The sequence below is a fragment of the Alteromonas sp. RKMC-009 genome, from assembly GCF_003584565.2.
GTDB lineage: Bacteria > Pseudomonadota > Gammaproteobacteria > Enterobacterales > Alteromonadaceae > Alteromonas.
The window spans coordinates 2,581,174-2,604,462 of sequence record NZ_CP031010.1 but is presented as its reverse complement, the minus strand read 5'-3'; the positions used below and the strand labels follow the sequence as shown (position 1 = coordinate 2,604,462).

The 23,289-nt window shown below is 48.8% G+C and carries 23 protein-coding genes; 7 read left to right on the top strand and 16 right to left on the bottom strand.

Annotation, left to right across the window (positions count from 1 at the left end; all coding sequences use genetic code 11):
* The first annotated feature begins 83 nt into the window (after positions 1 to 83).
* From DS731_RS11530 to DS731_RS11520, 3 genes are read left to right on the top strand one after another with little or no spacing between them, the layout of a single operon-like run.
* On the top strand, positions 84 to 1,070 hold the full coding sequence (locus DS731_RS11530) for an XdhC family protein (RefSeq protein WP_119501465.1): 987 nt from the start codon (positions 84 to 86) through the stop codon (positions 1,068 to 1,070).
* On the top strand, positions 1,055 to 1,678 hold the full coding sequence (locus DS731_RS11525) for a nucleotidyltransferase family protein (RefSeq protein ID WP_119501464.1): 624 nt from the start codon (positions 1,055 to 1,057) through the stop codon (positions 1,676 to 1,678). Before DS731_RS11530 ends, DS731_RS11525 begins: the two co-directional genes overlap by 16 nt.
* 43 nt (positions 1,679 to 1,721) lie before the next feature.
* Entirely contained in the window at positions 1,722 to 2,414 is a 693-nt protein-coding gene (locus DS731_RS11520; RefSeq protein WP_119501463.1) for a rhomboid family intramembrane serine protease, read from the top strand.
* On the opposite strand, the gene DS731_RS11515 is transcribed toward DS731_RS11520, so the two are convergent.
* The 8 genes from DS731_RS11515 to cmoA all read right to left on the bottom strand — a co-directional run bounded on the left by DS731_RS11515 (position 2,380) and on the right by cmoA (position 11,665).
* Positions 2,380 to 3,753 carry an MATE family efflux transporter gene (locus tag DS731_RS11515; protein WP_119501462.1) on the bottom strand — a complete coding sequence of 458 codons (1,374 nt, stop codon included), beginning with the start codon at positions 3,751 to 3,753 and terminating at the stop codon, positions 2,380 to 2,382. The two genes, DS731_RS11520 and DS731_RS11515, sit on opposite strands and share 35 nt — an antisense overlap.
* Positions 3,754 to 3,760: 7 nt before the next feature.
* Complete coding sequence (gene moeA, locus DS731_RS11510) at positions 3,761 to 5,008, bottom strand: molybdopterin molybdotransferase MoeA (protein WP_119503401.1); 1,248 nt, start codon at positions 5,006 to 5,008, stop codon at positions 3,761 to 3,763.
* Between the two features lie 97 nt (positions 5,009 to 5,105).
* Positions 5,106 to 6,866 (bottom strand): sugar phosphorylase, encoded by a 1,761-nt coding sequence (locus tag DS731_RS11505; protein WP_119501461.1) that lies wholly within the window; start codon positions 6,864 to 6,866, stop codon positions 5,106 to 5,108.
* Positions 6,867 to 6,869: 3 nt separating this feature from the next.
* Complete coding sequence (locus DS731_RS11500) at positions 6,870 to 8,093, bottom strand: glycosyl transferase (RefSeq protein WP_119501460.1); 1,224 nt, start codon at positions 8,091 to 8,093, stop codon at positions 6,870 to 6,872.
* Positions 8,094 to 8,110: 17 nt separating this feature from the next.
* A complete protein-coding gene (locus tag DS731_RS11495; RefSeq protein ID WP_119501459.1) occupies positions 8,111 to 8,926 on the bottom strand; it encodes an HAD-IIB family hydrolase in 816 nt (271 codons plus the stop codon).
* A gap of 2 nt (positions 8,927 to 8,928) precedes the next feature.
* On the bottom strand, positions 8,929 to 9,798 hold the full coding sequence (locus tag DS731_RS11490; protein ID WP_119501458.1) for a kinase: 870 nt from the start codon (positions 9,796 to 9,798) through the stop codon (positions 8,929 to 8,931).
* A gap of 137 nt (positions 9,799 to 9,935) precedes the next feature.
* Positions 9,936 to 10,910 carry a tRNA 5-methoxyuridine(34)/uridine 5-oxyacetic acid(34) synthase CmoB gene (gene cmoB, locus DS731_RS11485; protein ID WP_181013671.1) on the bottom strand — a complete coding sequence of 325 codons (975 nt, stop codon included), beginning with the start codon at positions 10,908 to 10,910 and terminating at the stop codon, positions 9,936 to 9,938.
* A gap of 8 nt (positions 10,911 to 10,918) precedes the next feature.
* Positions 10,919 to 11,665 carry a carboxy-S-adenosyl-L-methionine synthase CmoA gene (cmoA, locus tag DS731_RS11480; protein WP_119501456.1) on the bottom strand — a complete coding sequence of 249 codons (747 nt, stop codon included), beginning with the start codon at positions 11,663 to 11,665 and terminating at the stop codon, positions 10,919 to 10,921.
* A 183-nt stretch (positions 11,666 to 11,848) separates the two neighbouring features.
* On the opposite strand from cmoA, the gene DS731_RS11475 reads away from it, so the two are divergent.
* Positions 11,849 to 12,484 (top strand): response regulator transcription factor, encoded by a 636-nt coding sequence (locus DS731_RS11475; RefSeq protein ID WP_119501455.1) that lies wholly within the window; start codon positions 11,849 to 11,851, stop codon positions 12,482 to 12,484.
* 62 nt (positions 12,485 to 12,546) lie between these two features.
* Here DS731_RS11475 and fadE read toward each other — a convergent pair whose 3' ends face one another.
* The 4 genes from fadE to purM all read right to left on the bottom strand — a co-directional run bounded on the left by fadE (position 12,547) and on the right by purM (position 17,511).
* Positions 12,547 to 14,979, bottom strand: coding sequence for an acyl-CoA dehydrogenase FadE (fadE, locus tag DS731_RS11470; protein ID WP_119501454.1), 2,433 nt, complete (start codon positions 14,977 to 14,979; stop codon positions 12,547 to 12,549).
* Between the two features lie 138 nt (positions 14,980 to 15,117).
* Positions 15,118 to 15,861, bottom strand: coding sequence for a DUF3108 domain-containing protein (locus tag DS731_RS11465; protein WP_119501453.1), 744 nt, complete (start codon positions 15,859 to 15,861; stop codon positions 15,118 to 15,120).
* Positions 15,821 to 16,471: a phosphoribosylglycinamide formyltransferase gene (gene purN, locus DS731_RS11460; protein ID WP_119501452.1), complete on the bottom strand. Its 651-nt coding sequence runs from the start codon at positions 16,469 to 16,471 to the stop codon at positions 15,821 to 15,823. Before purN ends, DS731_RS11465 begins: the two co-directional genes overlap by 41 nt.
* Positions 16,471 to 17,511: a phosphoribosylformylglycinamidine cyclo-ligase gene (gene purM / locus DS731_RS11455; protein ID WP_119501451.1), complete on the bottom strand. Its 1,041-nt coding sequence runs from the start codon at positions 17,509 to 17,511 to the stop codon at positions 16,471 to 16,473. Before purM ends, purN begins: the two co-directional genes overlap by 1 nt.
* Before the next feature lie 207 nt (positions 17,512 to 17,718).
* Between purM and DS731_RS11450 the strand changes: the two genes are divergently transcribed.
* Positions 17,719 to 18,990: a DUF2066 domain-containing protein gene (locus DS731_RS11450; protein WP_119501450.1), complete on the top strand. Its 1,272-nt coding sequence runs from the start codon at positions 17,719 to 17,721 to the stop codon at positions 18,988 to 18,990.
* 10 nt (positions 18,991 to 19,000) lie between these two features.
* Positions 19,001 to 19,738 carry a DnaA regulatory inactivator Hda gene (gene hda, locus DS731_RS11445; protein WP_119501449.1) on the top strand — a complete coding sequence of 246 codons (738 nt, stop codon included), beginning with the start codon at positions 19,001 to 19,003 and terminating at the stop codon, positions 19,736 to 19,738.
* 23 nt (positions 19,739 to 19,761) lie between these two features.
* Here hda and DS731_RS11440 read toward each other — a convergent pair whose 3' ends face one another.
* From DS731_RS11440 to arsC, 3 genes are read right to left on the bottom strand one after another with little or no spacing between them, the layout of a single operon-like run.
* Complete coding sequence (locus DS731_RS11440) at positions 19,762 to 20,181, bottom strand: DUF2069 domain-containing protein (protein WP_119503400.1); 420 nt, start codon at positions 20,179 to 20,181, stop codon at positions 19,762 to 19,764.
* A 5-nt stretch (positions 20,182 to 20,186) separates the two neighbouring features.
* Complete coding sequence (gene wrbA / locus DS731_RS11435; protein WP_119501448.1) at positions 20,187 to 20,780, bottom strand: NAD(P)H:quinone oxidoreductase; 594 nt, start codon at positions 20,778 to 20,780, stop codon at positions 20,187 to 20,189.
* Positions 20,780 to 21,133, bottom strand: coding sequence for an arsenate reductase (glutaredoxin) (gene arsC, locus DS731_RS11430; protein WP_119501447.1), 354 nt, complete (start codon positions 21,131 to 21,133; stop codon positions 20,780 to 20,782). Before arsC ends, wrbA begins: the two co-directional genes overlap by 1 nt.
* Before the next feature lie 89 nt (positions 21,134 to 21,222).
* Between arsC and DS731_RS11425 the strand changes: the two genes are divergently transcribed.
* A complete protein-coding gene (locus DS731_RS11425; protein WP_119501446.1) occupies positions 21,223 to 21,708 on the top strand; it encodes a TlpA family protein disulfide reductase in 486 nt (161 codons plus the stop codon).
* 22 nt (positions 21,709 to 21,730) lie between these two features.
* Here the strand turns inward: DS731_RS11425 and DS731_RS11420 are convergent, their stop codons facing one another.
* Positions 21,731 to 23,194 carry a M48 family metalloprotease gene (locus tag DS731_RS11420; RefSeq protein WP_119501445.1) on the bottom strand — a complete coding sequence of 488 codons (1,464 nt, stop codon included), beginning with the start codon at positions 23,192 to 23,194 and terminating at the stop codon, positions 21,731 to 21,733.
* Positions 23,195 to 23,289 lie beyond the last annotated feature (95 nt).

Genomic DNA, 23,289 nt, shown 5'->3' with positions numbered 1-23,289 from the left:
GATACCGGCTTAAGAAATATAAAACTGTGAACTGGTTCTGCGTATAGCGTACAGGCTGTTCATGGTCGTTCAGGCGGGGAAAAATGAATCATCATATTTACCATGTGTTGTCGGACTGGTTCCCTCAGCGCGATGCAGGTAACTGGTTGCTGGCAACCATCATCAATACCGAAGGCTCTTCTTACCGCAAAGCCGGTGCAATGATGCTGTTCAGTGAATTTGGCAGTCAGCTGGGTGTTGTTTCCGGCGGATGTCTGGAAAGTGATTTGTTGCATCAGTCACGGCGTTGCTGGGAAACAGGTAACAGTCGTATTGTGACCTATGATATGCAGGAAGAAGGTGATGTTGCCTGGCGGCTGGGCATTGGTTGCGGCGGTGAAGTGACGCTTCTGTTACAACCTGTGAGTGCACAAAACAACTGGCTGGGGCTGACAGATGTGCTTGATGCGCTCAGCCGGCAGCAAACCGTTTATTTTTCACAGCCGGTCACACCGGGCATTCCGTCGGGGTCTGCGGCGGCATCTGATCCCGGCGACAAAGCACTGTTTACAGCCACACTCACGCCACCTCCCACGCTGGGCATTTTAGGTGGTGGGGTTGATGCACTGCCGTTATGCGATATGGCTTCAAGGCTCGGCTGGCGGGTTATTGTTAATGACAGCAGAGCGCGTTATGCGCGGCCTGCAGACTTTACCACTGCCACAGTGACAGACGAACAGCCTGCGGGTGACATTAGCGGCACAGACTGGTATCACCAGATGAACGCAGTCATTGTTATGCATCATCAGGTGCGTATGGACGGTGAGGCGCTCGCGGCCATGGTCTCTGTACCGCCGCAGTCTTTACAATATATTGCCTTGCTGGGTCCCTCACATCGCGCTGAGCGTGTGCTGGAAGAAGCCGGCATTGATGAATCTCAGTTACCCCTGCCACTTCATGCACCTGCCGGTATCGCAATCGGAGGTGAACTACCTGAGTCAATTGCATTATCCATGCTTGCACAGGCACACGCTGTGGTACATGGCAAGTCAGCCCGTTCACTGAAGGGGAAGCCATGTCAGGCAGAATAGCGGTTATTATACTGGCTGCCGGTGAGGCCAGCCGGTATGGCGACAACAAATTACTTACTGCCCATCCGCAAGGTGACACATTGCTGGAGTATGTTGTACAGCAATATGCACCCTTTACGGATTTGCCCGTATTTGTGGTGACCGGTTGTTACCGTGAGGCGGTTGCAGAATGTCTGGTTGGTAGTCCGGTATTGCCAGAGGTATCTTTCACCCACAATGACGACTGGCAGCAGGGGATGGGCGGCAGTATTGCTACCGGTGTTAAAGCCGTGCTGCATTATTGTGAGGAAACCGGCACATTGTCGCCGGATCATTTTTTTATCGGATTGGGTGATACGCCGTCTGTCACTACAGATTCCCTTCGCGCACTCGCGGAAAAAGCAGGGATTTTTCCTGCCAGCCGCATTGCCAGCCTGGCTGAAGGTAAACGCATGTCTCCGGCTATCTTTCCTTACTCTGATGAAGCATTGCTTTTGTCTCTGAATGGTCAGAAGGGGGCAGCAAAACTGCTCAACGCTGCTGCCCCTGAGTGTTTTGCCGTACCTCACCCGCAAGCTGCGCTGGATATCGATACGCCGGATGACTGGCATAAATTAAACCGTAATTAAGCCGCTGTCTGGTAATTCCCGATATTGTCCCAATATCGGGATTATGAAGCATTCAAATAAACGCGATATCCTGCTGCGATCGGTATGGCTCAGTGTTCTGTGTGTCACTGTGCTCTGGGTCATCCAGTCCGCCGGTGTGTTGTTCCATTTACCCTTAAATACACTGGGTATTGTGCCTTTGTCCCTGGCAGGACTTCACGGCATTATTACTGCCCCTCTGGTACACAGTTCTTATGAGCATTTATTCCATAATACATTGCCACTGATCATTCTTGGTTCCGCCCTGTATTATGGCTATCCGGCTACGAGAGGCAAAGCGCTGGCATTCGCATGGCTGGGTTCAGGTATTGGCGTATGGTTATTTGGCAGGCCGTCTGTGCATCTGGGGGCAAGCGGTGTTGCACACGGATTGTTTTTTTATCTGTTTGTTATTGCCATTCTGCGCAGAGATAACCGCTCAACGGGCCTGATGATGATCGCGTTCTTTCTGTATGGCGGCATGATGATGTCTATTTTTCCCCGCGACCCGCAAATTTCTTACGAGGCGCATTTCTTCGGTGCAGCAGGAGGGGTTATTGCAGCACTGCTGTTTGGTAAACAGGATCCCAAACCGCTGAGGAAGCGCTATTACTGGGAATCGCAGGATGAAGAAGACCCGGTGATTGGTGATCAGTGGCAATCCACCGGGCCGGAAGAGCCGCCTAAGCCGTCTGAACGCGTTGGCGGCGCTGAATAATCATAACGCGGCTGCCTAACATTACGGCAGCGCTGCTTAACCCCACAATAAAACCTATCCAGAAACCGGCAGCGGACATGGGCTCACTGGTTATCCAGTCTGTACGACCCAGAATAAGCCCGGTGGGAAGACCGATTAGCCAGTAGGCAATGAAAGTGATGATAAACATAGCCGTGGTGTCTTTATATCCCCGTAACGCATTGGCCGATAACACCTGAATTGCATCAGAGAACTGGAAAAGCGCGGCGTAAATCAGCAAAGAGTTAGCCAGTGCAAAAACCGTTTCATCCTGCGTATACAGGCTGATGATGGCACCCTTGGCCAGTAACGTGAAGCTGGCGGTTAACGTGGCAATACACATGCCGATGGTAATACCGCTTTTTACTACCATGCGGGCTTGTGCAGGATTGTTCTGGCCAATCCGGTAACCTACCCGGATTGACAGCGCCATGCCTAAGCTCAGGGGAAACATGAACATGATTGCACTGAAATTGAGTGCAACCTGGTGAGCCGCTACGGTGCCGGGTCCGAAAGGGGCCAGCATCAGGGCAACGACGGCAAACAGGGTAACCTCAAACAGAAGCGTCATGGCCACCGGAAATCCGAGTTTGAATGTTCGCAGGATCATGCGCAAATCCGGGCGATAAATGTGGCCGAACAGGTTGTACTTTTTCAGTCTGTCAGACAACAAAACGTAAGCCATGGTAGCGAAAAACATCGTGTATATAACAATGGCCGTGGCGATACCACAACCCGCGCCACCGAATGCAGGAACCGGCCCTGCGCCATAAATGAATATGTAATTGCCCGCGACGTTACACATTAATCCGATCAACGTAATGGCCATGGTGGGTTTGGTGGTGCCAAGGCCTTCACAGAAGTTACGCAACCACTGGTAACCGGCAAATGCCGGCATGGAAAGCAACACAAACTGCACATAGTCCACGGTAATATCGTAGAGTGCAGGCTCCATAGGGAACAGTGCCACCAGGTGACCGGTAAAGGGCCAGATAAGCAGAACCAGTAAACTGATTGTCAGTAGCAGGTATCCGGCCTGCCAGGCCGCAGAGGCAACGTCAGATGTATTACCCTTCCCGTGTAATCTCGACAGGATAGGGGGCATAGCAAGGCCCAGGCCCTGAATAAAACACTGCAACGGTACAATGATACTGAAACCCAGTGCCACAGCGGCCATATCCGTAGCGCTGTAATGACCGGCCATAATGGTATCAATAACACCCATCATCATCTGAGTTATCTGGGCAATCAACAGAGGCCAGGCAAGGGTGATCAAACGTTTACTTTCCACGGCAAAGCGCGGAGAAATGAATGCCGCCATGGGTAAATTATGCTCCGTTAACTGAAAATGGCTGCACTTTTACCGTGTCACCGGCACTGAGCATTTTACAGTCAGACGGAACGATAATGTAACAATTGGCCTCTGTTACGGTGGTCATCACACCGGAACTTTGTTTACCTGACGGAGTGACGTTATAGCTGCCATCCTCCTGCACAACCATAACCGCCCGCATAAATTCTTGTCTGCCGGCTTTACGTTTTATACCGGCGGTCAGTGTGGCATTAATGGTGAGAGGCTTGCCTGTCCCGCCGGTTTCAATACCGCTCAACCGTTTGAGCATCGGTAACACCAGTTGCTGTGTGGTGACCCAGGCCGACACCGGATTGCCCGGTACACCACAGAAGAGTGCATTTCCCAGAGAACCGAATGCGAAGGGTTTGCCTGGTTTAATGGCAATTTTCCAGAACGCAATTTCACCAAGCCTGGCAACCAGCTCTTTAACAAAATCGGCATCACCTACGGAAACACCACCGCTGGATATAATGACATCCTGAGATACAGACGCCTCTTTAAACACCGTTTCCAGAGCGGCTTTGTCATCAGGAATAATGCCATAGTCAGTGATTGTGACCGGCTCATGTGCGAGTAAGGCCCGTGTGCCGGTACGGTTTGATTCGTAAATCTGACCTGACTGTAAAGGTAATCCCGCCTCTACCAGTTCATCGCCGGTAGCCATGATCCCCACTTTCAGTTTGCGGAAAACATTCACTGAACTGATCCCCATTGAGGCAAGCAGTACCAGATGACCGGGTTCCAGGCGGGTGCCCCGTTTAATGACCTGTGCGCCTTTAGCGATATCTCCGCCGGCGCGGCGAATATTTTCACCGGCAATAGCGGGTTTGGTCACTGTGATAATGTCATCTTCCCTGCGTGTATTTTCCTGCATAACCACGCATTCTGCACCGGGAGGGATAAGCGCACCGGTCATGATCCGAACAGCAGTACCCCGCTGCATTTTTTCTTCCGGCAACGCCATGCCCGCAAACTGCGTACCGGATACCGTGACGGGTTCGCCGGCGGTATCGGCTGCATAAAGAGCGTAACCGTCCATCGCAGAATTATCAGCCGGTGGTACATCTGTCTGTGAAACAATGTCTTCGCCGGTAATCCGGTACAGCGCATCAGATACTGCAACGTTTTCAGTTTCTGTAACAGGAGTAACAGCGGCAAGAGCACGGCTCAGGGCCTCGTCCAGTTGAAGCCAGCCGGAGGGAGTGGAAGCAGAATTGGTCATATTTATTAGCGCAGGCGAATTAAGAAGGGAATTATTACTGATTGGTATAAGAAAACCAACACCTGCGGCCAGAATTCCGCAGGTGTTGATAAGCGTGTCAGTCTTCAAACTCCATATTGCTGATCCACACAGTCTGGTACGGCTTTAACTGCATGAATCCGCCCACGTCTTCAATTTCATCACGGGTAATGAGGTCCATCCATTTATCTGTACCAATCAGATTGATACTGGAAAGCAGGATAGACTGTTCTTCATTCGTGACATTGCTGACGCAGAACACGCTCTGGCGTCTGTCGAGACTTTGCCGCCAGTAGCCAAACAAGGTGTCACCCAGTTGCAGGGTAAACTGTGTGGCATTGGGGTGAAAAGCCGGTTGTGCTTTTCTGATACGGATAAGCTGGGACAACCGGGTTAGCACTTTATGATGTTGTGAAAACGGCGAGTCCAGCAGGGCTGCCAGTTCCTCAAAGTTCCATCTGTGCCGGTTGATAGAGCGGTTCTGACCGGTGTTAGCCACTTTTTCATAGTCATTACTGGTACCCAGTAAGCTATGGATGTACAGACCCGGGATACCTTCCATACCCAGCATAATGGCATGAGCACAAATGAAGCGGTCTACCTGATACTTATCCGGGCCCGCTGTGGTTCCCTGCAGTGCGTCAAACAAAGTAATGTTGATTTCATACGGCTTCTGCTGACCGTGATCAGACGCCCGCCAGGAGACCTTACCGCCGAAATTCTGCATGGTATGCACCAGTGTAGAAATTTCTTCATCGTCAAGTAAGCCTTCAGCCGGGCGCAGACCGATCCCGTCATGGGATGCAATGAAGTTAAAATATGTCGTGCCGTTCTGGGCAGGCGGCATACTCATCATCCAGTTCTTCAGATAGCCACAGTTGCCGGTAACGAGGGTATTTACCAGCAATGGGGGGAGTGAGAAGTTATAGATAGCATGGGCTTCATTGGCATTACCGAAATACGTCAGATTCTCCCGGTTAGGGATGTTGGTTTCAGTAATAATAATGACAGTAGGATCAGTGTGTTCAATCAGTGTACGGAGCAAACGGATAACTTCGTGGGTCTGTGCCAGATTGATACAACTGGTACCGATGATTTTCCATAAAAACGCCACTGCATCCAGACGGAACAACTTAGCACCTTTGTCCAGATACAGGCGGATAATTTCCACAAAAGCCAGCAGTACTTTCGGATTGCGGAAATCAAAATCCACCTGGTCGTGACTGAACGTACACCAGACATGTTTCGTGCCGGTGGCGGTTTCAGTTTCCCGCAGCAGGGGAGACACCCGCGGACGGGTGACCATAGATAAATCATCGGACGGATCGGCAGTAAAAAAGAAATCACTGCCAGTGCCTTCGCCTTTCTGAAAATTGTCAAACCACGCACTACGGGCAGAACAATGGTTGATAACAAGATCAAACATCAGTCCGTAGTGCTTTGACAGCCGTTCAATATCAGGCCAGTCTCCCAGTGATTCATTCACACTGGAATAGTCGATGACGGAAAAGCCATCGTCTGAGCTGTAAGGAAAGAAGGGCAGCATGTGTACTTTGTTGATCGTGTTCTTACAGTAGGTGTGCAGAAAACGGTCAAGGGTAAACAATGGCTGCTCATCATCACTGATCACACTGTCGCCGTAAGTGATCATGATAATATCTTCTTCATCCCAGTAATTGCAGTGCGGCGTTGGTTGAACAACGTCTTTATCTCCTTCAAGACGCATCGTCTGCATCAGCTGAGTGGCAAGATCTCCCACAGGGATATCCAGAACCACATCAGCATAAATCGACTGCAAGTGATGACTGACTTTTTCGTGTAATTGTTCCCAACTCGTCATGCGTTACCCTAATAATTCTGCTGTGTCTGCTTCAACGGCCTCCAGCAGGCGGTCAAGAATGTCCGGTACTGCACTGGTGACCCTGTTCCAGCTTGGAATAAACGGTGTTTCCATCGGATTGTCGAGGAAGCTGTTACCCGCTTTCATAATATTGCTGGCAAACAGTTCAACGGCTTTTTCTTCATTGTGAATGTCTAATGTCAGGCCATTCATCACTGCATCGTTGTGATAGGTTTCAACAAAATCCAGCGCAATACGGTAATAGGTTGCTTTAATGGAACGGAACATTTCGTTGCTGAAAGTAAATCCCTGAGTCGCCAGCTTTCTGAACAGAGCCTTGGTAATGTCGATAGACATCTTCGACAAACCGCCCTGGTCATTATTGAACGACAAGTCCTGGTGCTTATGATCGTAATTATCTGCAATATCGGCCTGACACAGGCGGTTGTGATTGTAGTTGCGGTGCATTTCAGACAGCACGCCCACCTCAAGGCCCCAGTCACTGGGGATACGGATATCGTTCAGCACATCACGACGGAAAGAGAATTCGCCGGCCAGCGGATAACGGAAGCTATCCATGAATTCCAGATATTCGTTATCACCCAGCGTGCGTTTCAATGCGCGCAGCAACGGGGTAACCAGCAAACGGGAAACCCGGCCATTGATTTTTCCGTTGGCTACACGGGCGTAATAACCTTTACAGAATTCGTAGTTGAACTGAGGATTCGCGACCGGATAGATTAGGCGGGCCAGCAGGTCGCGGTTGTAGGTAACGATATCGCAATCGTGGAGGGCAACGGACTCGGCACGGTTTGATGCCAGAATATACCCCATGCAGTACCAGACGTTGCGGCCCTTACCCAGTTCCTTAGGCGCGAGATTCAGAGCCGATAGTTCTTCGTCAATGGCTTTAAGACGGGGGCCGTCGTTCCACAAAACGCGATGGTGTTGCGGCAGCTTTTCGAAAAATTTTAATGCAGATTTGTATTGCTCTTTATCTGCACGGTCAAGGCCAATGACGATTTCAGACAGATAGGGGACGTGGGTGAGTTCGTCGACGATGTGCGGCAGGGCTTCGCCTTCCAGTTCTGAATACAAAGACGGCAGGATCAGCGCCATCGGACGTTTCTGAGAAAATCGTAACAGTTCAGCTTCAAGCTCTTCTGTGGGGCGTCTTGATAAGTTGTGTAACGTTGTCACTACGCCATTTTGATAAAAATCAGCCATGTGTTCTCCATGTCCTGTTAAAAAAGTAATCGGGTCAGTACTTCAGTCCAGCCTTGCGGGCCGTGCAGGGTACTGGTGTATACATTTTCTTCTTTTTTTAGTGTAGGGGGTTGATGGCTCGGGGAGGCGATCCGAACGGCAATATCCGCCGCCTCAAGCATTGCAATATCGTTTTTACCGTCACCCAGCGCAATACTGGTCACCGGTTCGTCATGTTGACGGATAAATTCTTCGACAAACCATTGGAGGGCTGCGCCCTTATTACAGTCGCCGGAGATATGAATAAAACGGCCGCCTTCCAGGGGGTAGGCGCCTCTGTCTGTCACAGACCGGATAAACGCCTCTTTTCTCTCCTCAGTGCCTTGCCACAAGACCGGCTCACCGAATTGTCGTTGTGAAGCCAGTGCAGCTTCTGCGGGTGATAACCCGGTGGCTTCACAGATGTCCTCATTGGACATCTCGCTGAAATGGGTGAATTCACCGGCAAAATCCGGTTTGACCTTTTCGAGTAATTTCAGCCAGTACATTTTCGATGAGGTGAAAGATTTACACCAGAAACCATCCTGCCACACGGTACCGGCTGGCTTTTTCGCGAAAAAACCATGAGGAATGTATGCTGCAGCGCCGTTTTCTACGATAAACGGGCCGGTCAGGCCAATGGTTTCCCGCAATTCAAGCAATTCAACAAAGGTTTTGCTGGTGGTAGGAATGACGGGAATATTTCGCTCTGCCAGTGAGGTTAGCGTAGGCTTTGCTGCTTCAAAACTGTATGTATGGTGGTCAAGCAACGTACCGTCCATGTCAGTGAAAATGAGTGTATTCGCTGTGTCCATGACTACTTCCTGATGACGTTTTTAATGACTCTGTTTTCATCTAACTCAAATACCTGATTACACTTTGCAGGCAGGGAATTAAACGCATGTTCTGTGAGTCTCTGATAATGTTGTATGAAACGAAGGATTTGTTCATCGCTCATTATACCGCTTCCGGTTTTTCCGGTTTTTGCGGCCAGTTTGTGTTCCTGTTCACACCGCCATTTGTAAACATGCTCAAAAGACGGACCTTTTAACATTACCCAATACTGCATTTCGTCGTATAAAGATTCATATTCTGCAGCAATTTTATCATTCACATACCGCCGCCATGTGCCATCCGGGTCTTCGCTGCGCTCTAAATCATTAACCGGCTCTTCAAGTGCGTCTTCAGATTGCGCTGACACGCCCCAACACCAGCCTTCAATTAATACAATATCAGGTGGAGAGGTGATTACCGGCCATGCAGATTGTTCAAAAGGATCATCGGTGGCTTTATTAAAGCGGGGCAGAGCAACGCTGCCTGCCGATTTTAACGCCGTGAAAGTGTTATCAGCCAGAACCGTATTGTGCGTACCGGGTACACCTCTGGTGCAAAGCAGAGGATGTACGTTGGCAGCAAGTTCTTGTCGTCTCGCACGGGAGAGATAGAAATCGTCAAGGGAGATAGTGACGGCAGACAGCCCGTGCTGGTGGGTGAAGTAGTGGATAAGAAAATCGCATAGTGTGGATTTCCCAGATCCCTGGCAGCCATTAACACCGACGAAAAATGGCCCTTCTGCACTATTTTTGTGCGAGAGGATTTCTTCTGCTAACGGTATGAACCATTCTTGTGCAACGGCCTGGTAAGTGTCCGGTAACTGGTGCTCGTTCAGAAAGCCCGTAATATCCATGTTACTACCTGTGTGACGTGCTGTTTCAGCACAGTTTATAAAGTAGTAACTACAACAATTATGCCAATCCGGGTCAGGAATGCTCGCAGACCGGTGCTCAGATCCGGCAACAGTCTGCAAACGAACTGGACATAAAGTTACTTTTTCGTGGCTATCAGTACTGCACGTTGTGGTGCAGGATAACCTTCAATGGTTTTGCTGATGTCATCAGGATCAAGAAAATCCTTCAAAGACTGAGACGTCATCCATTCTGTGGTGCGCTGCTCATCCAGAGACGTGGTGTTGATATCAGCAACCTTAATATTTTCAAAACCCAGCCTGCTCAGCCATACAGTGAGTGCCTTTACACTTGGCAGAAACCAGACGTTACGCATCTGTGCATAACGTTCGCCTGCCATCAGTACGGTTTGCTCATCGCCTTCCACTACCAGTGTTTCAAGCACCAGCTCACCACCTTTACGTAACTGATCTTTCAGTTGGGTGAGAAACTGTACCGGATCTTTTCTATGGTATAGCACACCCATTGAGAACACGGTATCAAATGCTTTTAATGCCGGCATCTGCTCAATGCCCAGCGGTAAGAAATGGATATTAGCGGCAGGAATAAAATGCCTGATAGCCTGAAACTGAATTAAAAACAGCTGAGTTGGATCGATGCCATAGACGCCGGCAGCATCTTCTCCCAGCATACGCCACATGTGATAGCCACTGCCACAACCCACATCCAGAACATGACGGTTTGCAAGCGGGCTGATATGAGGCAGTACCCGATCCCATTTCCAGTCTGACCGCCATTCTGTATCAATATGAATGCCGTGAATGTGATAGGGGCCTTTTCGCCAGGGCATAAACTGTTTCAGCAGACCTTCTATCTGTTTCTGCTGATATTCGCTGATGTCAGCGGCGCTACCCGCAGTAACACTGTGTTTCAGTTCTTTTGAACTGACAGTGGTCTCAGGAAGTTTTTCCAGCAATTTACACCATTTACTGAATTCACCGTGAAGGTGTTCCCGTTGCCATTCGCTGATTTGTGCCGGCAGCGTTTCAAGCCAGTGTGCCAGAGGCGTGTCCAGCAACTGACGGTAACATTCAGTGAACCAGGGGTCAGAAATACGTCGCATCAGGCATTGTCTCCACCAGCCTTAATGGCCACCATTGAGGTAAAGTTATAGCATTTGAACCACATCACCACATCTTCAAACCCTACCTTTTTCAAGCGGCTTTCATGAGTCTGATAGGTGTCGGTGAGCATCACATTTTCAAGCGCTGCCCGTTTCTGGCTGACTTCCAGCTCACTGTAACCATTATTGCGCTTAAACTGATGATGCAGGTCGATAAGAAGATGATTTCCCTGTTCACTGGGATGCTGAATTTTCTCTGATAAAACAAGGATCCCACCCGGATTCAGACCGTTGAAAATTTTGCTCAGCAGCGTTTCTCTTTGCTCCGGGGGAATAAACTGCAAGGTGAAGTTCATGATCACCATGGATGCATTTTCTATTTTGGTGTCCAGAGCAGATTCACAATGGAGTGTGACAGGGTTGGGTAAATGAAAACTGGAAATTACCCGTTCACAGCGCTCAATCATTGCCGGGGAATTATCAATACCGGTGATCTTACAGGATAAATGATCTGTGTTGCGTGCAACAGAAAGACTGGCAGCACCCAGAGAACAGCCGAGATCATACACATTGCTGCCTTCAGTGACTCTGGCCCTGGCCAGTTCTCCGATGGTATGCAGAATCGTCTGATAACCCGGGACTGAACGTTGAATCATATCGGGAAATACGTCAGCTACGTGTTCATCAAATCGGAAATCACTGACGGTTGTCATATGGCTGGCAAAAATATTATCCGGCTTTTGCACTGAAAGACCTTACTGATTAGCTAAAAAACGGGGCAGATTTTAAAGGATTGCCACGTTTTTTTCATTTAAAAGGAAAAATTTCTTGATTATAAAGCGCCTTAAGTTAATTTGACTTTATATCGTTAGCCTAAAGTATTACCCTATAGTAACAGGAAAAATTACATTGTTCGGGCACCGCATTATATGACTCGTATATTAGTTGCAGATGATCATCCACTGTTCAGGGAAGCATTAAGTGCTGCACTGGAACCGTATTTCAAGGACGCTGAAATTCTTGAAGCGGACAGTCTTGAATCCATGATGACCGTGTTAACTGAAAATCACCACATTGATTTACTGTTATTAGATTTAAATATGCCGGGAGGCGAATACTTCAACGGTCTTATTTCCGTTAAAGATGTTTATCCGGAATTACCCGTCGCGGTTATTTCTGCCAATGAAAGTATTGATGTTGTTGCTCAGGTCATGGGTCTGGGTGCACAGGGCTTTATTCCCAAATCATCGCCCACAAAACAAATTGCTGAAGCAATCGTGACCATCAAAGGCGGTGAAAACTGGGTTCCGGAAGAGATGAAAGCGGACCTGGAGAACGTTGATGAAGAACTCACTCAACTGTTGAAACGTTTCCGTGAACTGACGCCGAAACAAATTCAGGTGCTGAGCTTCCTGCGGGCAGGTTTAATGAACAAGCAAATTGCCCACGAAATGAATGTGACCGAAGCGACTATCAAGGCACATATCAGCGCAATTTTGCGTAAGCTTGAAATTAATACCCGGACTCAGGCTGTACTGCTGATGGACAAATTGCAGTTCAGTTAATTCTTCCAAAAAATAAAAAAGGCCGCATCATTATGATGCGGCCTTTTAGTTTCAATCAGCATTTAAGCCATTGTATTCACTTTTGCAATGAGTTCTTCGTTGTCGAAATCATCTACATTGATAGTACGCAGACGGCCGGCTTCGGCTCTGGTAAGTAACTCAGCTTCTTCTTCGTCAATAATACCGTCTGACAATGCTGCATCAGCCAGTTTATCCAGACCGGTAAAGGGAAAACGGGCTTTTCTGGCCTTACAAATTTTATCGAATACCGGCTCAGCAGCCAGCACATCATCCAGTGTTTGCTCCAGATCGCCGAACAGACTGCCTTCCTCCCGGGTAAGGTACTGACCGTCACCAAGTCGTGTACGTACTGTGCCGGGGGTTTGCAGGATGGTTGCGATCTGGTGTTCCAGTTTGTCATCGGGACGTTTACAACGGCGGCCGAAGGGTAAAATCAATACTCTTAATGCCACTGCCATTGCTTTGTTCGGGAAGTTACTGATAAAAGTATCCAGTGCTTCTTCGATGTCGAACAATGTGTTTTGCAGTGCCCAGTGCATCAGCGGAGCATCTTCCTGTAACCGGCCTTCTTCATCAAAACGTTTCAACGTTGCGCTTGCCAGATATAAGCCACTGAGAATATCCCCCAGTCGTGCAGATAAACGCTCTTTACGTTTCAGTTCACCACCAAGGAGACCCATTGACACGTCAGTCAGAAATGCCAGGTTAGCACTGTAACCCTGGAGCAACTGGTAATACCGGCCGGTGTCATCGTTAAACGGCGTGCGGTGAAATAAACCACCGGTGAGTGAGAACCACAGGCTTCTTACTTTATTTGCTGCGGCGAAACCCAGGTGACCAAATACCGCTTTATCAAATTCCCGGAGTTGTTCAGATTTATCCGTCATTGCCGCAGCCTGGATCTCAGACAGCACATACGGGTGACAACGCATAGCGCCCTGACCGAAAATCATCATATTGCGGGTAAGGATATTGGCACCTTCCACGGTAATGGAAATCGGCGCGCCCTGGTAACCGCGGCCAAGATAATTATTTGGCCCGAGCATAATGCCCTTACCACCGTGAATATCCATGGCGTCGTTTATGACCTGGCGCATTTTCTCCGTCAGATGATATTTGCTGATGGCGGATATCACGGACGGCTTTTCGCCTAAATCCACACCTACCGTGGAGAACCGTGTGACGGCATCCATCAGGTAAGCATTACCACCAATACGGGCAAGCATTTCTTCCACGCCTTCCATATGACCAACAGGAATACGGAACTGACGGCGTATACGTGCATAGGCGCCGGTTGCCAGTGCCACTGATTTTGCACCGCCTGCGCCGGTAGAGGGCAGGGTAATGCAACGACCCACTGATAAACACTCCATCAGCATGCGCCAGCCTTTGCCCGCCATTTTCGGTCCACCGATAATGAAGTCCAGAGGCACAAATACGTCTTCACCTTTAAGCGGCCCGTTCTGAAAGGGGGTATTCAGCGGGAAATGACGACGGCCAATTTCCAGTCCTTTCGTGTCTCTTGGGATCAGGGCACAGGTAATGCCTGCGGTTGTCTGACCCTCCAACAGCCCTTCAGGATCTTCCAGCTTAAATGCCAGTCCGATAACTGTTGCCACCGGTGCGAGAGTGATATAGCGCTTATTAAAATAAAGACGCATGCCCAGAATTTCTTTTCCTTCCCATTCACCACGGCAAACGACGCCGGTATCGGGGATGGCGCCGGCATCGGAACCTGCTTCAGGGCCGGTAAGTGCAAAACAGGGAATTTCTTCTCCGTTAGCCAGACGGGGCAGATAATAATCCTGCTGTTCTTTAGTGCCGTAATGTTGCAGCAATTCGCCGGGACCAAGAGAATTCGGAACGCCTACCGTACTGGATAACACGGCAGAGCAACCCGCCAGTTTCTGCAATACTCTCGATTGCGCGTAGGCTGAAAATTGCAAACCGCCATATTTTTTCTTAATGATCATGGCGAAGAATTTATGCTCTTTCAGATAGGCCCAGATTTCCGGCGGCAGATCAGCGTTCTGATGATTAATTTGCCACTCATCAACCATATGGCATACACGGTCTACCGGACCATCAAGAAATGCCTTTTCTTCCGCGGTCAGACGGCCTTTTGGAATTGCATGGAGTTTGTTCCAGTCAGGTTTGCCGGAGAACAACTCGCCGTCCCACCAGACTGTACCGGCATCAATGGCTTCCTGTTCAGTTGCGGACATTTCCGGACTGACTTTTTTGTAAAAAGCGAGCAGGCGTGATGAAATGAATTTTCTGCGTACATCCGGCATAGACAGCGGAACAGCAATGATGAGGAAGAGTAGCCAGCTGAAGAAACCGATGCTTCCGGTGATTGTGCCAAGCACCATAATGCCTGCCAGTAAAGACACGGTAGATGTTAAGCTCATACGCTTATACGCGGCTACACAAACGGCCACCATGAATATGATAAACCACGCGAGTTCACCCATACATTGCTCCTTAACAGTATGAAATAAGCTGAATCAGTAAGTTGGACTGAGGTCAGACCAGAGTATGATGCTAAAACTAATGTCTGTCACATCAAAGGTCAAGAAAGAGAACACAAAAATTTTACAACTTAACGTAGATTAAAGATGACGGTATGCACTGAGCTTGATATCCCCTTGCTCATCACCATCTTTAAATTGCTGCAGGCGGACCAGGTTATAATCCAGAGCGGGGGCAAACCAGGCAAATGTTTCCCGGCTGCTATTATTGTCGCGAAGAATTTTCACCTTAATAGTGTCAAGTTCGCCGTAAGGCAGTGACAGTTTTTCTTCACCGGTGACTTCAATCCCATAATTTTTCCGTTCGCCACGGTAGTTAATGAAATCATAAGACAGGGTTGTTTTCCCTGCGGCCAGTTGTCTGGCGAGATCAATACGGTAGAGTTGATTATCGGTTTCTCCCTGCCATGGCAGAGTCTCACCACCTTCGATTTCTATCTGCTTGTCAGGGAAACTGGCAAACTTAACCGAAAGCTGTTTATCGGGTCCGGTACCCGTGCGCTTGTAGTAGTAAGAGAAAGGCAGAATTGTATCTTCCGAGGCAAAAAACACGGAGTGTTCAAAACGTTCGTCAGATAAAAAGAATTTGGAAACGTCTGAAGAATAGGTGAGGGAGTATTGTTCGTCGCTCAGATACTCAAGCTTGATTTTAGCTTCACCCACATCATCTCCCCATTTATAAGCGGTATATTGCGCTTCAAAAGAAGTTATAACGGGTTTGTCTTCTGCTGATGCCGGTACAGAAACCAGCATCAACAAAAGTGACAGCAGAAACCCTGCCGGTTTAGTCGTTGGCGTAACCTTCCGGCGGAAGAATTTTATCATCAAGCACAGCCTTATTATCTTTCATTGTCAGACGACCGGCGACAAACCATTTCAACACCAACGGATAAATCCGGCGTTCCTGTTCCTGAACCCGTTCAGCCAGTTCATCCGCGGTATCATCTTCAAATACCGGTACACGACTCTGGATGATTACCGGACCACCGTCCAGTTCAGGAGTCACAAAATGCACACTGACACCGTGTTCTTTGTCGCCGTTATCAATCGCACGTTGATGGGTATGTAACCCTTTGTACTTTGGCAACAAAGACGGGTGGATGTTCAATAATTTACCGGAAAAATGTTCAACAAATTCAGGCGTAAGAATACGCATGAATCCGGCCAGTACTACGCCGTCCGGGCTAAAACTATCAATCAAAGATTGCAATTTTGCGTCAAACTCATCGCGGTCTGAAAAATCTTTATGATCCAGGCAATGTGCAGGGATGCCGGCTTTTATAGCTCTTTCAAGGCCGAATACACCCGGGCGGTTTGAGATCACCGCCACAATTTCAGCTTGCAACTGACCGGCTTCGATACTGTCGATCATAGCCTGCAAATTAGACCCGTTACCGGAAATCAGTACGCATAAGCGGGGTTTAGCGGTAGTCATTACTTAATTTCTACCTGTTCTTCATCGCCGTTGCGATCTTCAATATGACCCAGCAACCAGGCTTGTTCTCCGCCTTCATTCAGAATACGGACGGCTTCATCTGCATCGTTTTCATCAACAACGAGGATCAAACCAACGCCACAGTTGAAGGTACGGTACATTTCATGTTGCGTAACGTTACCGTTTTCCTGCAACCAGTTAAATACGACAGGCCATTGCCAGCTTGATTCATCTACTACAACTTTAGCGTTTTCAGGCAGCACACGGGGAATATTTTCCCAGAAACCGCCACCGGTGATGTGAGAGATGGCCTCTACCTTTACTTTTTCCAGCAGTGCCAGTACCGGCTTCACATAAATGCGGGTTGGCGCAAGAAGATGATCGATAAGCGGCTTACCATCAAGGTCTGCATTCACGTCTGCTTTGCTGACTTCAACGATTTTACGGACCAGTGAGTAACCGTTTGAATGGGGGCCGGACGAAGCCAGAGCAATAATTTTCTGACCGGCTTTTACACCGCTGCCGTCAATCACTTTGTCAGCTTCTACAACACCAACGCAGAATCCGGCAATATCGTAATCGCCGTCGTGGTACATGCCGGGCATTTCCGCTGTTTCACCGCCAATGAGTGCACAGCCAGCCTGTTCGCAGCCTTCACCGATACCGGTAACTACGTCTGCAGCTACATCTACGTCCAGTTTACCGGTGGCGTAATAGTCAAGGAAGAATAACGGTTCAGCGCCCTGAACAATCAGATCGTTAACGCACATTGCAACCAGGTCGATGCCTACGCTGTCGTGACGGTTGGCATCCATCGCTACGCGCAGTTTAGTCCCTACACCGTCGGTACCGGAAACCAGTAACGGGCGTTTATATTTCGCAGGCAGTTCACATAACGCACCGAAACCACCAAGGCCACCACGGACTTCGGGACGGGTTGTTTTTTTAGTAACAGATTTAATACGTTCAACCAGCTGATTTCCGGCATCAATGTCTACGCCTGCATCTTTATAACTAAGTGACTGTTTGTTTTCGCTCACGAGTATGGCCCTGGTGCGGTGATTGGAAAGACGCGGATTCTACCAGTAAGTTGCAGTAAGTCCAACAGGGCGCAGGCGGGAATTCGGCTGCTGATCTGTCCTGATGCTAATCTTTTACATTTTAGTGGTGAAATATTCCGGTAAATAACACACAATACGTTTTCGCATAGTCCAGGTACGGGTTTCACGGAGCGGCGTTAATTCTTCATGCTTTTTCAATTATCTTCCTTTTCTTTATTGTTCATTGTAGTTTCTCTGTTTGCCGGAGCTTTCTCAGGATCTGTTCAGGCCAGTACAGTGGTATCAGTTAACGAGGCCAGTGTGGCTGTGTCCGATCAGTCATCATCGACCCAGAAGAAAGCGGCCCGTCAGGCACTGGAACAGGTAGTCATAAAAATTACCGGTCAGCGTTCTGCTACTTCAAACAGTGCAGTAAGGGCCATGTTGTCTCAACCTGAACGGTATTTGCGGGCGTACCGCTTTGATGTGGTTAACGGTCAGTTGTCTTATGTCGCTGAGTTTGATTCCCAAACAGTTATAAAGGTGATCAGGGATGCCGGATTACCAGTCTGGGGGCAGCGCAGACCGGATACTTTACTGTGGCTTGCCACCGAAGATGAAAATGGAAACCGCCAGATCATCGACGACGGTGCTAAAGGACCTGTAAGCAGCCGTCTACGTGAACTGGCTGTTGAAAGAGGCGTGCCCGTAGTGTTTCCGCTGATGGATTTAGATGACAGCGTGAATATTTCCGTTTTTGATGTTTGGGGACGGTTTGCCAGAACGTTGCAGACTGCTTCTGTCAGATATCAGCCTGATTACATTGTCGGCGCGCGGTTATACAAAGTAAAAATGAATGCTGTGCCCGACATTGAAGAGGAACAGCAAACCCGGGAGCAGGCATCAGCATTTCGCTATGACACCTACCGGCCGGCGTTTTCAAATAATGGTTTACAGGATTTGAATACCTACCTGGTGGATGATCTTGTGGAAGAAGCCCGTTCTCCGGCGTTCACCCGCAGTGAATTCGAAGCAATGTCACAAAAGCATACGCAAGGTGACTGGGCCCTTGACTGGGTAGTGATCAAAAATAACGACATTCAGTTCGGTACCCTATACGCAGAAAATGAAGACAGCCTTACCGCGCTGTTTTTTGAAGAATACAGCGATTATCTTGGTCAGCATTTTTCAGTCAGCAGCGGTGATGAACAAACAGAAGTGAATAATATTTTTATTTCAGTTGCCAATGTGGATTCGCTGGAAAAGTACGTGCATGCCAGAGAATACATGGAACAGATGAGCATGGTGAGTCATGTGTCGCTGGTGAGTCAGAAAGGGTCTGTGGCGACGTTCTCGCTGTCGCTGTTGTCGCAAACCAGTGACTTTTTCAAACTGGTGAGCCTGGATTCAAAACTCAAGCCGGTGTCTGACGTGTCAGGTAACCCCCTTGACGGACTGAACTTTTACTGGAACGAATAACACAGCGCCTATGCAGTTACCTCTGGCGGTATCGTTACCTGATGATGAAACCTTCGCAAGCTTTGAGGCAGGTGAAAACAGCGGCCTTGCAGACTTTCTCTCTGCACTGAGCCAGAGTGGCAGCCGCTGGCGGGATAACACGGCATTCAGTTCGCTGGACAACAGTCCGCTGGCGGGTGTCGGTATTACCGGTGCTGCGGGGCGGGGCAAGAGTCATTTACTTTATGCCGTATGCCACCAACTTGCCTTTCACCAGACAAGGCATATTTATTTAAACTTACGGGAATATGCTGACTGGACACCGGTGATCTTTGATGGCCTGGAGCGCCTGCCTTATGTGTGTCTGGACAATATAGATGCCATTGCCGGCATTGATGAGTGGGAAGAGGCGCTTTTTCATTTTATTAACCGGGTGGTAGACAATCATACGTCCATATTTATCTGGACGTCTTCCATCGGCCCGAACCATCCCGCTTTCAAATTGCCTGACTTACGTTCACGTCTGAGCTGGGGCATAACCTGGCAACTGGCCGGCCTGACTGATAATGAACGTCTGAATGTACTGAAAAAGCGTGCGGCGCAACGGGGTATGCGTTTTTCCGAACAGGCTCTGGCATTTTTACTCACCCATTGTGACCGTGATTTACCGGCGTTGCTCGCTATGCTCGACCGGCTGGACACCCGCTCTTTGCAGGAACAGAAGAAACTGTCTGTGGCCATGATTAAGCGGGAACTGGAAAAAGAATAACCTTTCTGTGTGTCATGGTGTCTTTATTCCGTTTCTTCGAAGCGTTGCTTCTCTTCCTTCATGACATCTTTCAGTTTTTTAAGTCCGAGACCTAATTCCCGACCCCGTAGTCTGGCAAACAGGCTGCAACCGGCAAACATGCCCGTGGCGAGTATCAGTTCTGTTATGGCATAACCCAGTTCCTGCGGTGCCGCGTAACCGGCTGTAATGCCGTGGATCACGTAAAACAGTACAACAAAGTTTGCCCAGGCGTGGGTATAGGGCTTGCCTGCAATGATGCCGCGAAGTGGCAGGAGTAAAGGCAAAATATAAATTATGGCGATGAAGAGCGTGCCGTAGACCCTTTCTTCAACCAATACAAATTGCCACAAGGTTACCCAGGCGAGTAATCCGAGATAACTGAGTAACGCCAGCCAGCGTGCTTTTTTAGTTGCCGGTGCCATTTCTGTCATGATGCCTTCCGTGCTAATTGCCGTGCCAGTTCCCCGAGACGCTTTCCCTGAGCAAAAGCCAGCGCTGATTCATCAGCAGTCAGTTTACCGTCACTGTGGCCTGACACATGTCCGGCGCCATAAGGCGAGCCACCGGAAGTAGTATCGTGTAATTGTGATTCAGTGTAAGGAATACCACACAGCACCATGCCATGGTGGAGCAGGGGCAGCATCATGGTGAGCAGGGTAGACTCCTGTCCGCCATGCATGCTGCCGCCGGAGGTGAATACACAGGCAGGTTTATCAATCAGTACGCCTTTCAGCCATTCCTGAGAAGTACTGTCGAGGAAATGTTTAAGCGGAGCGGCCATATTTCCGAACCTGACCGGACTCCCCAGTGCCAGACCGGAACATTCTGTCAGATCAGAACGGGTAACGAAGGGCGCGCCTGCTTCGGGAACATCCGGCCAGGGTGTCATATATTCAGGTATAGCCGGCACGGTACGCACCCGTGCTTCGGCTCCTGTACTTTCAATGCCTCTGGCGATATGTGTTGCCAGTTGCCGGGTTGTCCCGTTTCTTGAGTAATACAACACCAGTACCGGCGACATCAGAGTATGTCCAGAACACTTTCAGGTGGTCGGCCAATGCGGGCCTTATCGCCTTTAATCACTACCGGGCGTTCGATTAACTTTGGTGTAGAAACCATTGCATCGAATAATTGTTCGTCGGTAACAGAGCTTTCACCTAATGCCAGCTCTTTATATTCAGCTTCTTTTGTCCGCATCATGCTACGGGGGGACGAAACACCCAGCTTTGTAGCAATGGCTTCAAGCTGTTCCCGGGTTAACGGGTGTTTAAGGTATTCGGTGACTTCAACATCAATACCCTTTTCCTGTAATAAAGTGAGGGTCTGGCGACTTTTGGAGCAACGGGGATTATGAAGTATTTGTACTGAAGACATAGGCTTTTTATTCAATGTGTTATAAATTTCACTGAGATAAATTCTAACAAGTATTAATGTAAGAATAATATGACCGGACGCAATTAATCATGAAAAAATCATTAATGATTGTCAGTGCGGCTGTGGTTGCACTGATTGCCGGCTGGCAACTTCAGCAATATACCCGCGCAGATGGCGTTACACTTTCGGGACAGCCGGTTCGCTGGGCAGACAATGGCGGAGAATGGCATATCATCAACTTTTTCGCCCCCTGGTGTTCTCCCTGTTTACGGGAGATCCCGGCATTAAACAGAGTAAATAAACGGCTTCCTGCTCATGTGAAAATTACTGGTGTAAGTTTTGATAATAAAAATGAAGAAGAGCTGCGGGCATTAAAAAAACAGTTGGGTATTGAATTTGCTGTGATGAATACGGCGAGGGAAACGGTTTTTCCCATGCCATTTCCTGAATACCTGCCTGCAACGTATTTGATTTCGCCACAGGGTAAAGTGATTAAAATGTTGTATGGTGAGCAGGACGACCGGTCGATTGATACATTAATCGGGTTTACGGGGGCGGAGACTTCAACTCACTGAGCTCAGAAAATTATCTCTTACTTTACAGTCGTTTCAAGCGCTCTTCCTCGTCCCGCAGTTGTTTGATCCTTGCGCGGATCCGCTGCTTGTCAAGGTGCTTGTCGGCAGTAAAGTTATAAGCAAACTGTAATTCATCCACAGCGCGGCGGTAAGCACCGTTCAGTGCCATCACTTCTGCTTTACTTTGATGCATGCCCTGAAAATCTTTGTTGTTTTTATATGCTTCTGTGAGTAACTGCCAGGCGATTTCATAATCAGGATGTACCAGCAACAAGTCCTTCAGTAGCTGAACAGCTTTGTCATTTTCATTGGCGGCAATAAGCGCATTGGCCTGATTCAATGCCAGTACCTGGTTGCGTGGTGTTAACTGCAGGTGCGGTGCCAGACGTTCTGTTGCTTCCTGCGGTTTACCCATTGCCAGAGAGAGGTCAGTAGCTGCATCAAGGTAAAATAGATTATCCGGGTCTTCATTGAGTAATGTATCAATTACTTTGGCAGCTTCCGCAACTTTCTCATTGCGCATGAGTGCCAGCGCAAGACCATACATTGCTGCTTCACGGACTACATAATTCTTACGGTCCACTGCATCCTGGTAGTATTCCAGGCTGTATTTTTTACTGAACGTGTACCGGGACATCACTCTGGCCTTTGCCAGATGAAAAGAAATACTTTCTCTTAACCGCACAGGTGGAAAATCACCGGCTCTGGCGCGGGCATCGGCAACACGCGTTTCCGTTAACGGGTGAGAAAGCAATCTTGCAGGCGGACGGGACACCATACGATATTGCTCCAGCAAGGTTGAGAAGAAGCTGGCTGCTGCGTCCGGATCAAATCCGGCGCGGTATAACATACCAATCCCGATACGGTCAGCTTCCTGTTCATTTGAACGGGTGTAGTCAATCTGCATTTGCGCTGATGCAGCCTGACCGGCGGAAATGGCTGCCATTCCGGCCTGAGGATCAGCCATCGCCAGTAAAACACCGCCTAATATACTGGCAATGGCCAGTGGTGTAGCACGCTGTTGAGCCTGCATATGCCGTGCAAGGTGACGCTGGGTGACGTGGGAAATTTCGTGGGCCAGTACTGACGCAAGCTCACTTTCATTTTTTGCATTATGAATAAGGCCGGTATGCACACCAATGTGTCCGCCAAAGAAGGCAAAGGCGTTGATGGCATCGTTGTTGACCCAAAAGAATTCAAAAGGAAATTTGGTGTTGTCGGCGTGAACAACAAGGCGGTTACCAAGGTCCTGTAAATACTCATCCAGCACCGGGTCGCCGATAATCGGGGCCCCACCGCGCATTTGCCGCATAACGGCATCGCCAATCAGCATCTCTTTATCAAGAGAAAGGGCGTCAGACGCTACCACACCAATTTCCGGTAACGTATTACGATCGCTGTATTTACTGGTTTGTGCGATGGCAGAAAAGCTCATTGCCAGCAAACACAAGCCTATTTTAATTCCGTTTCGCGCTAAATATCTCATTGAACCTGTTACTGTTGAGTACCACTGAAGCGTTTACAAATAGAGTGGCAAACTCCATGATTAGTTTCATTTTTCCATCGCATTATTTTAGCATT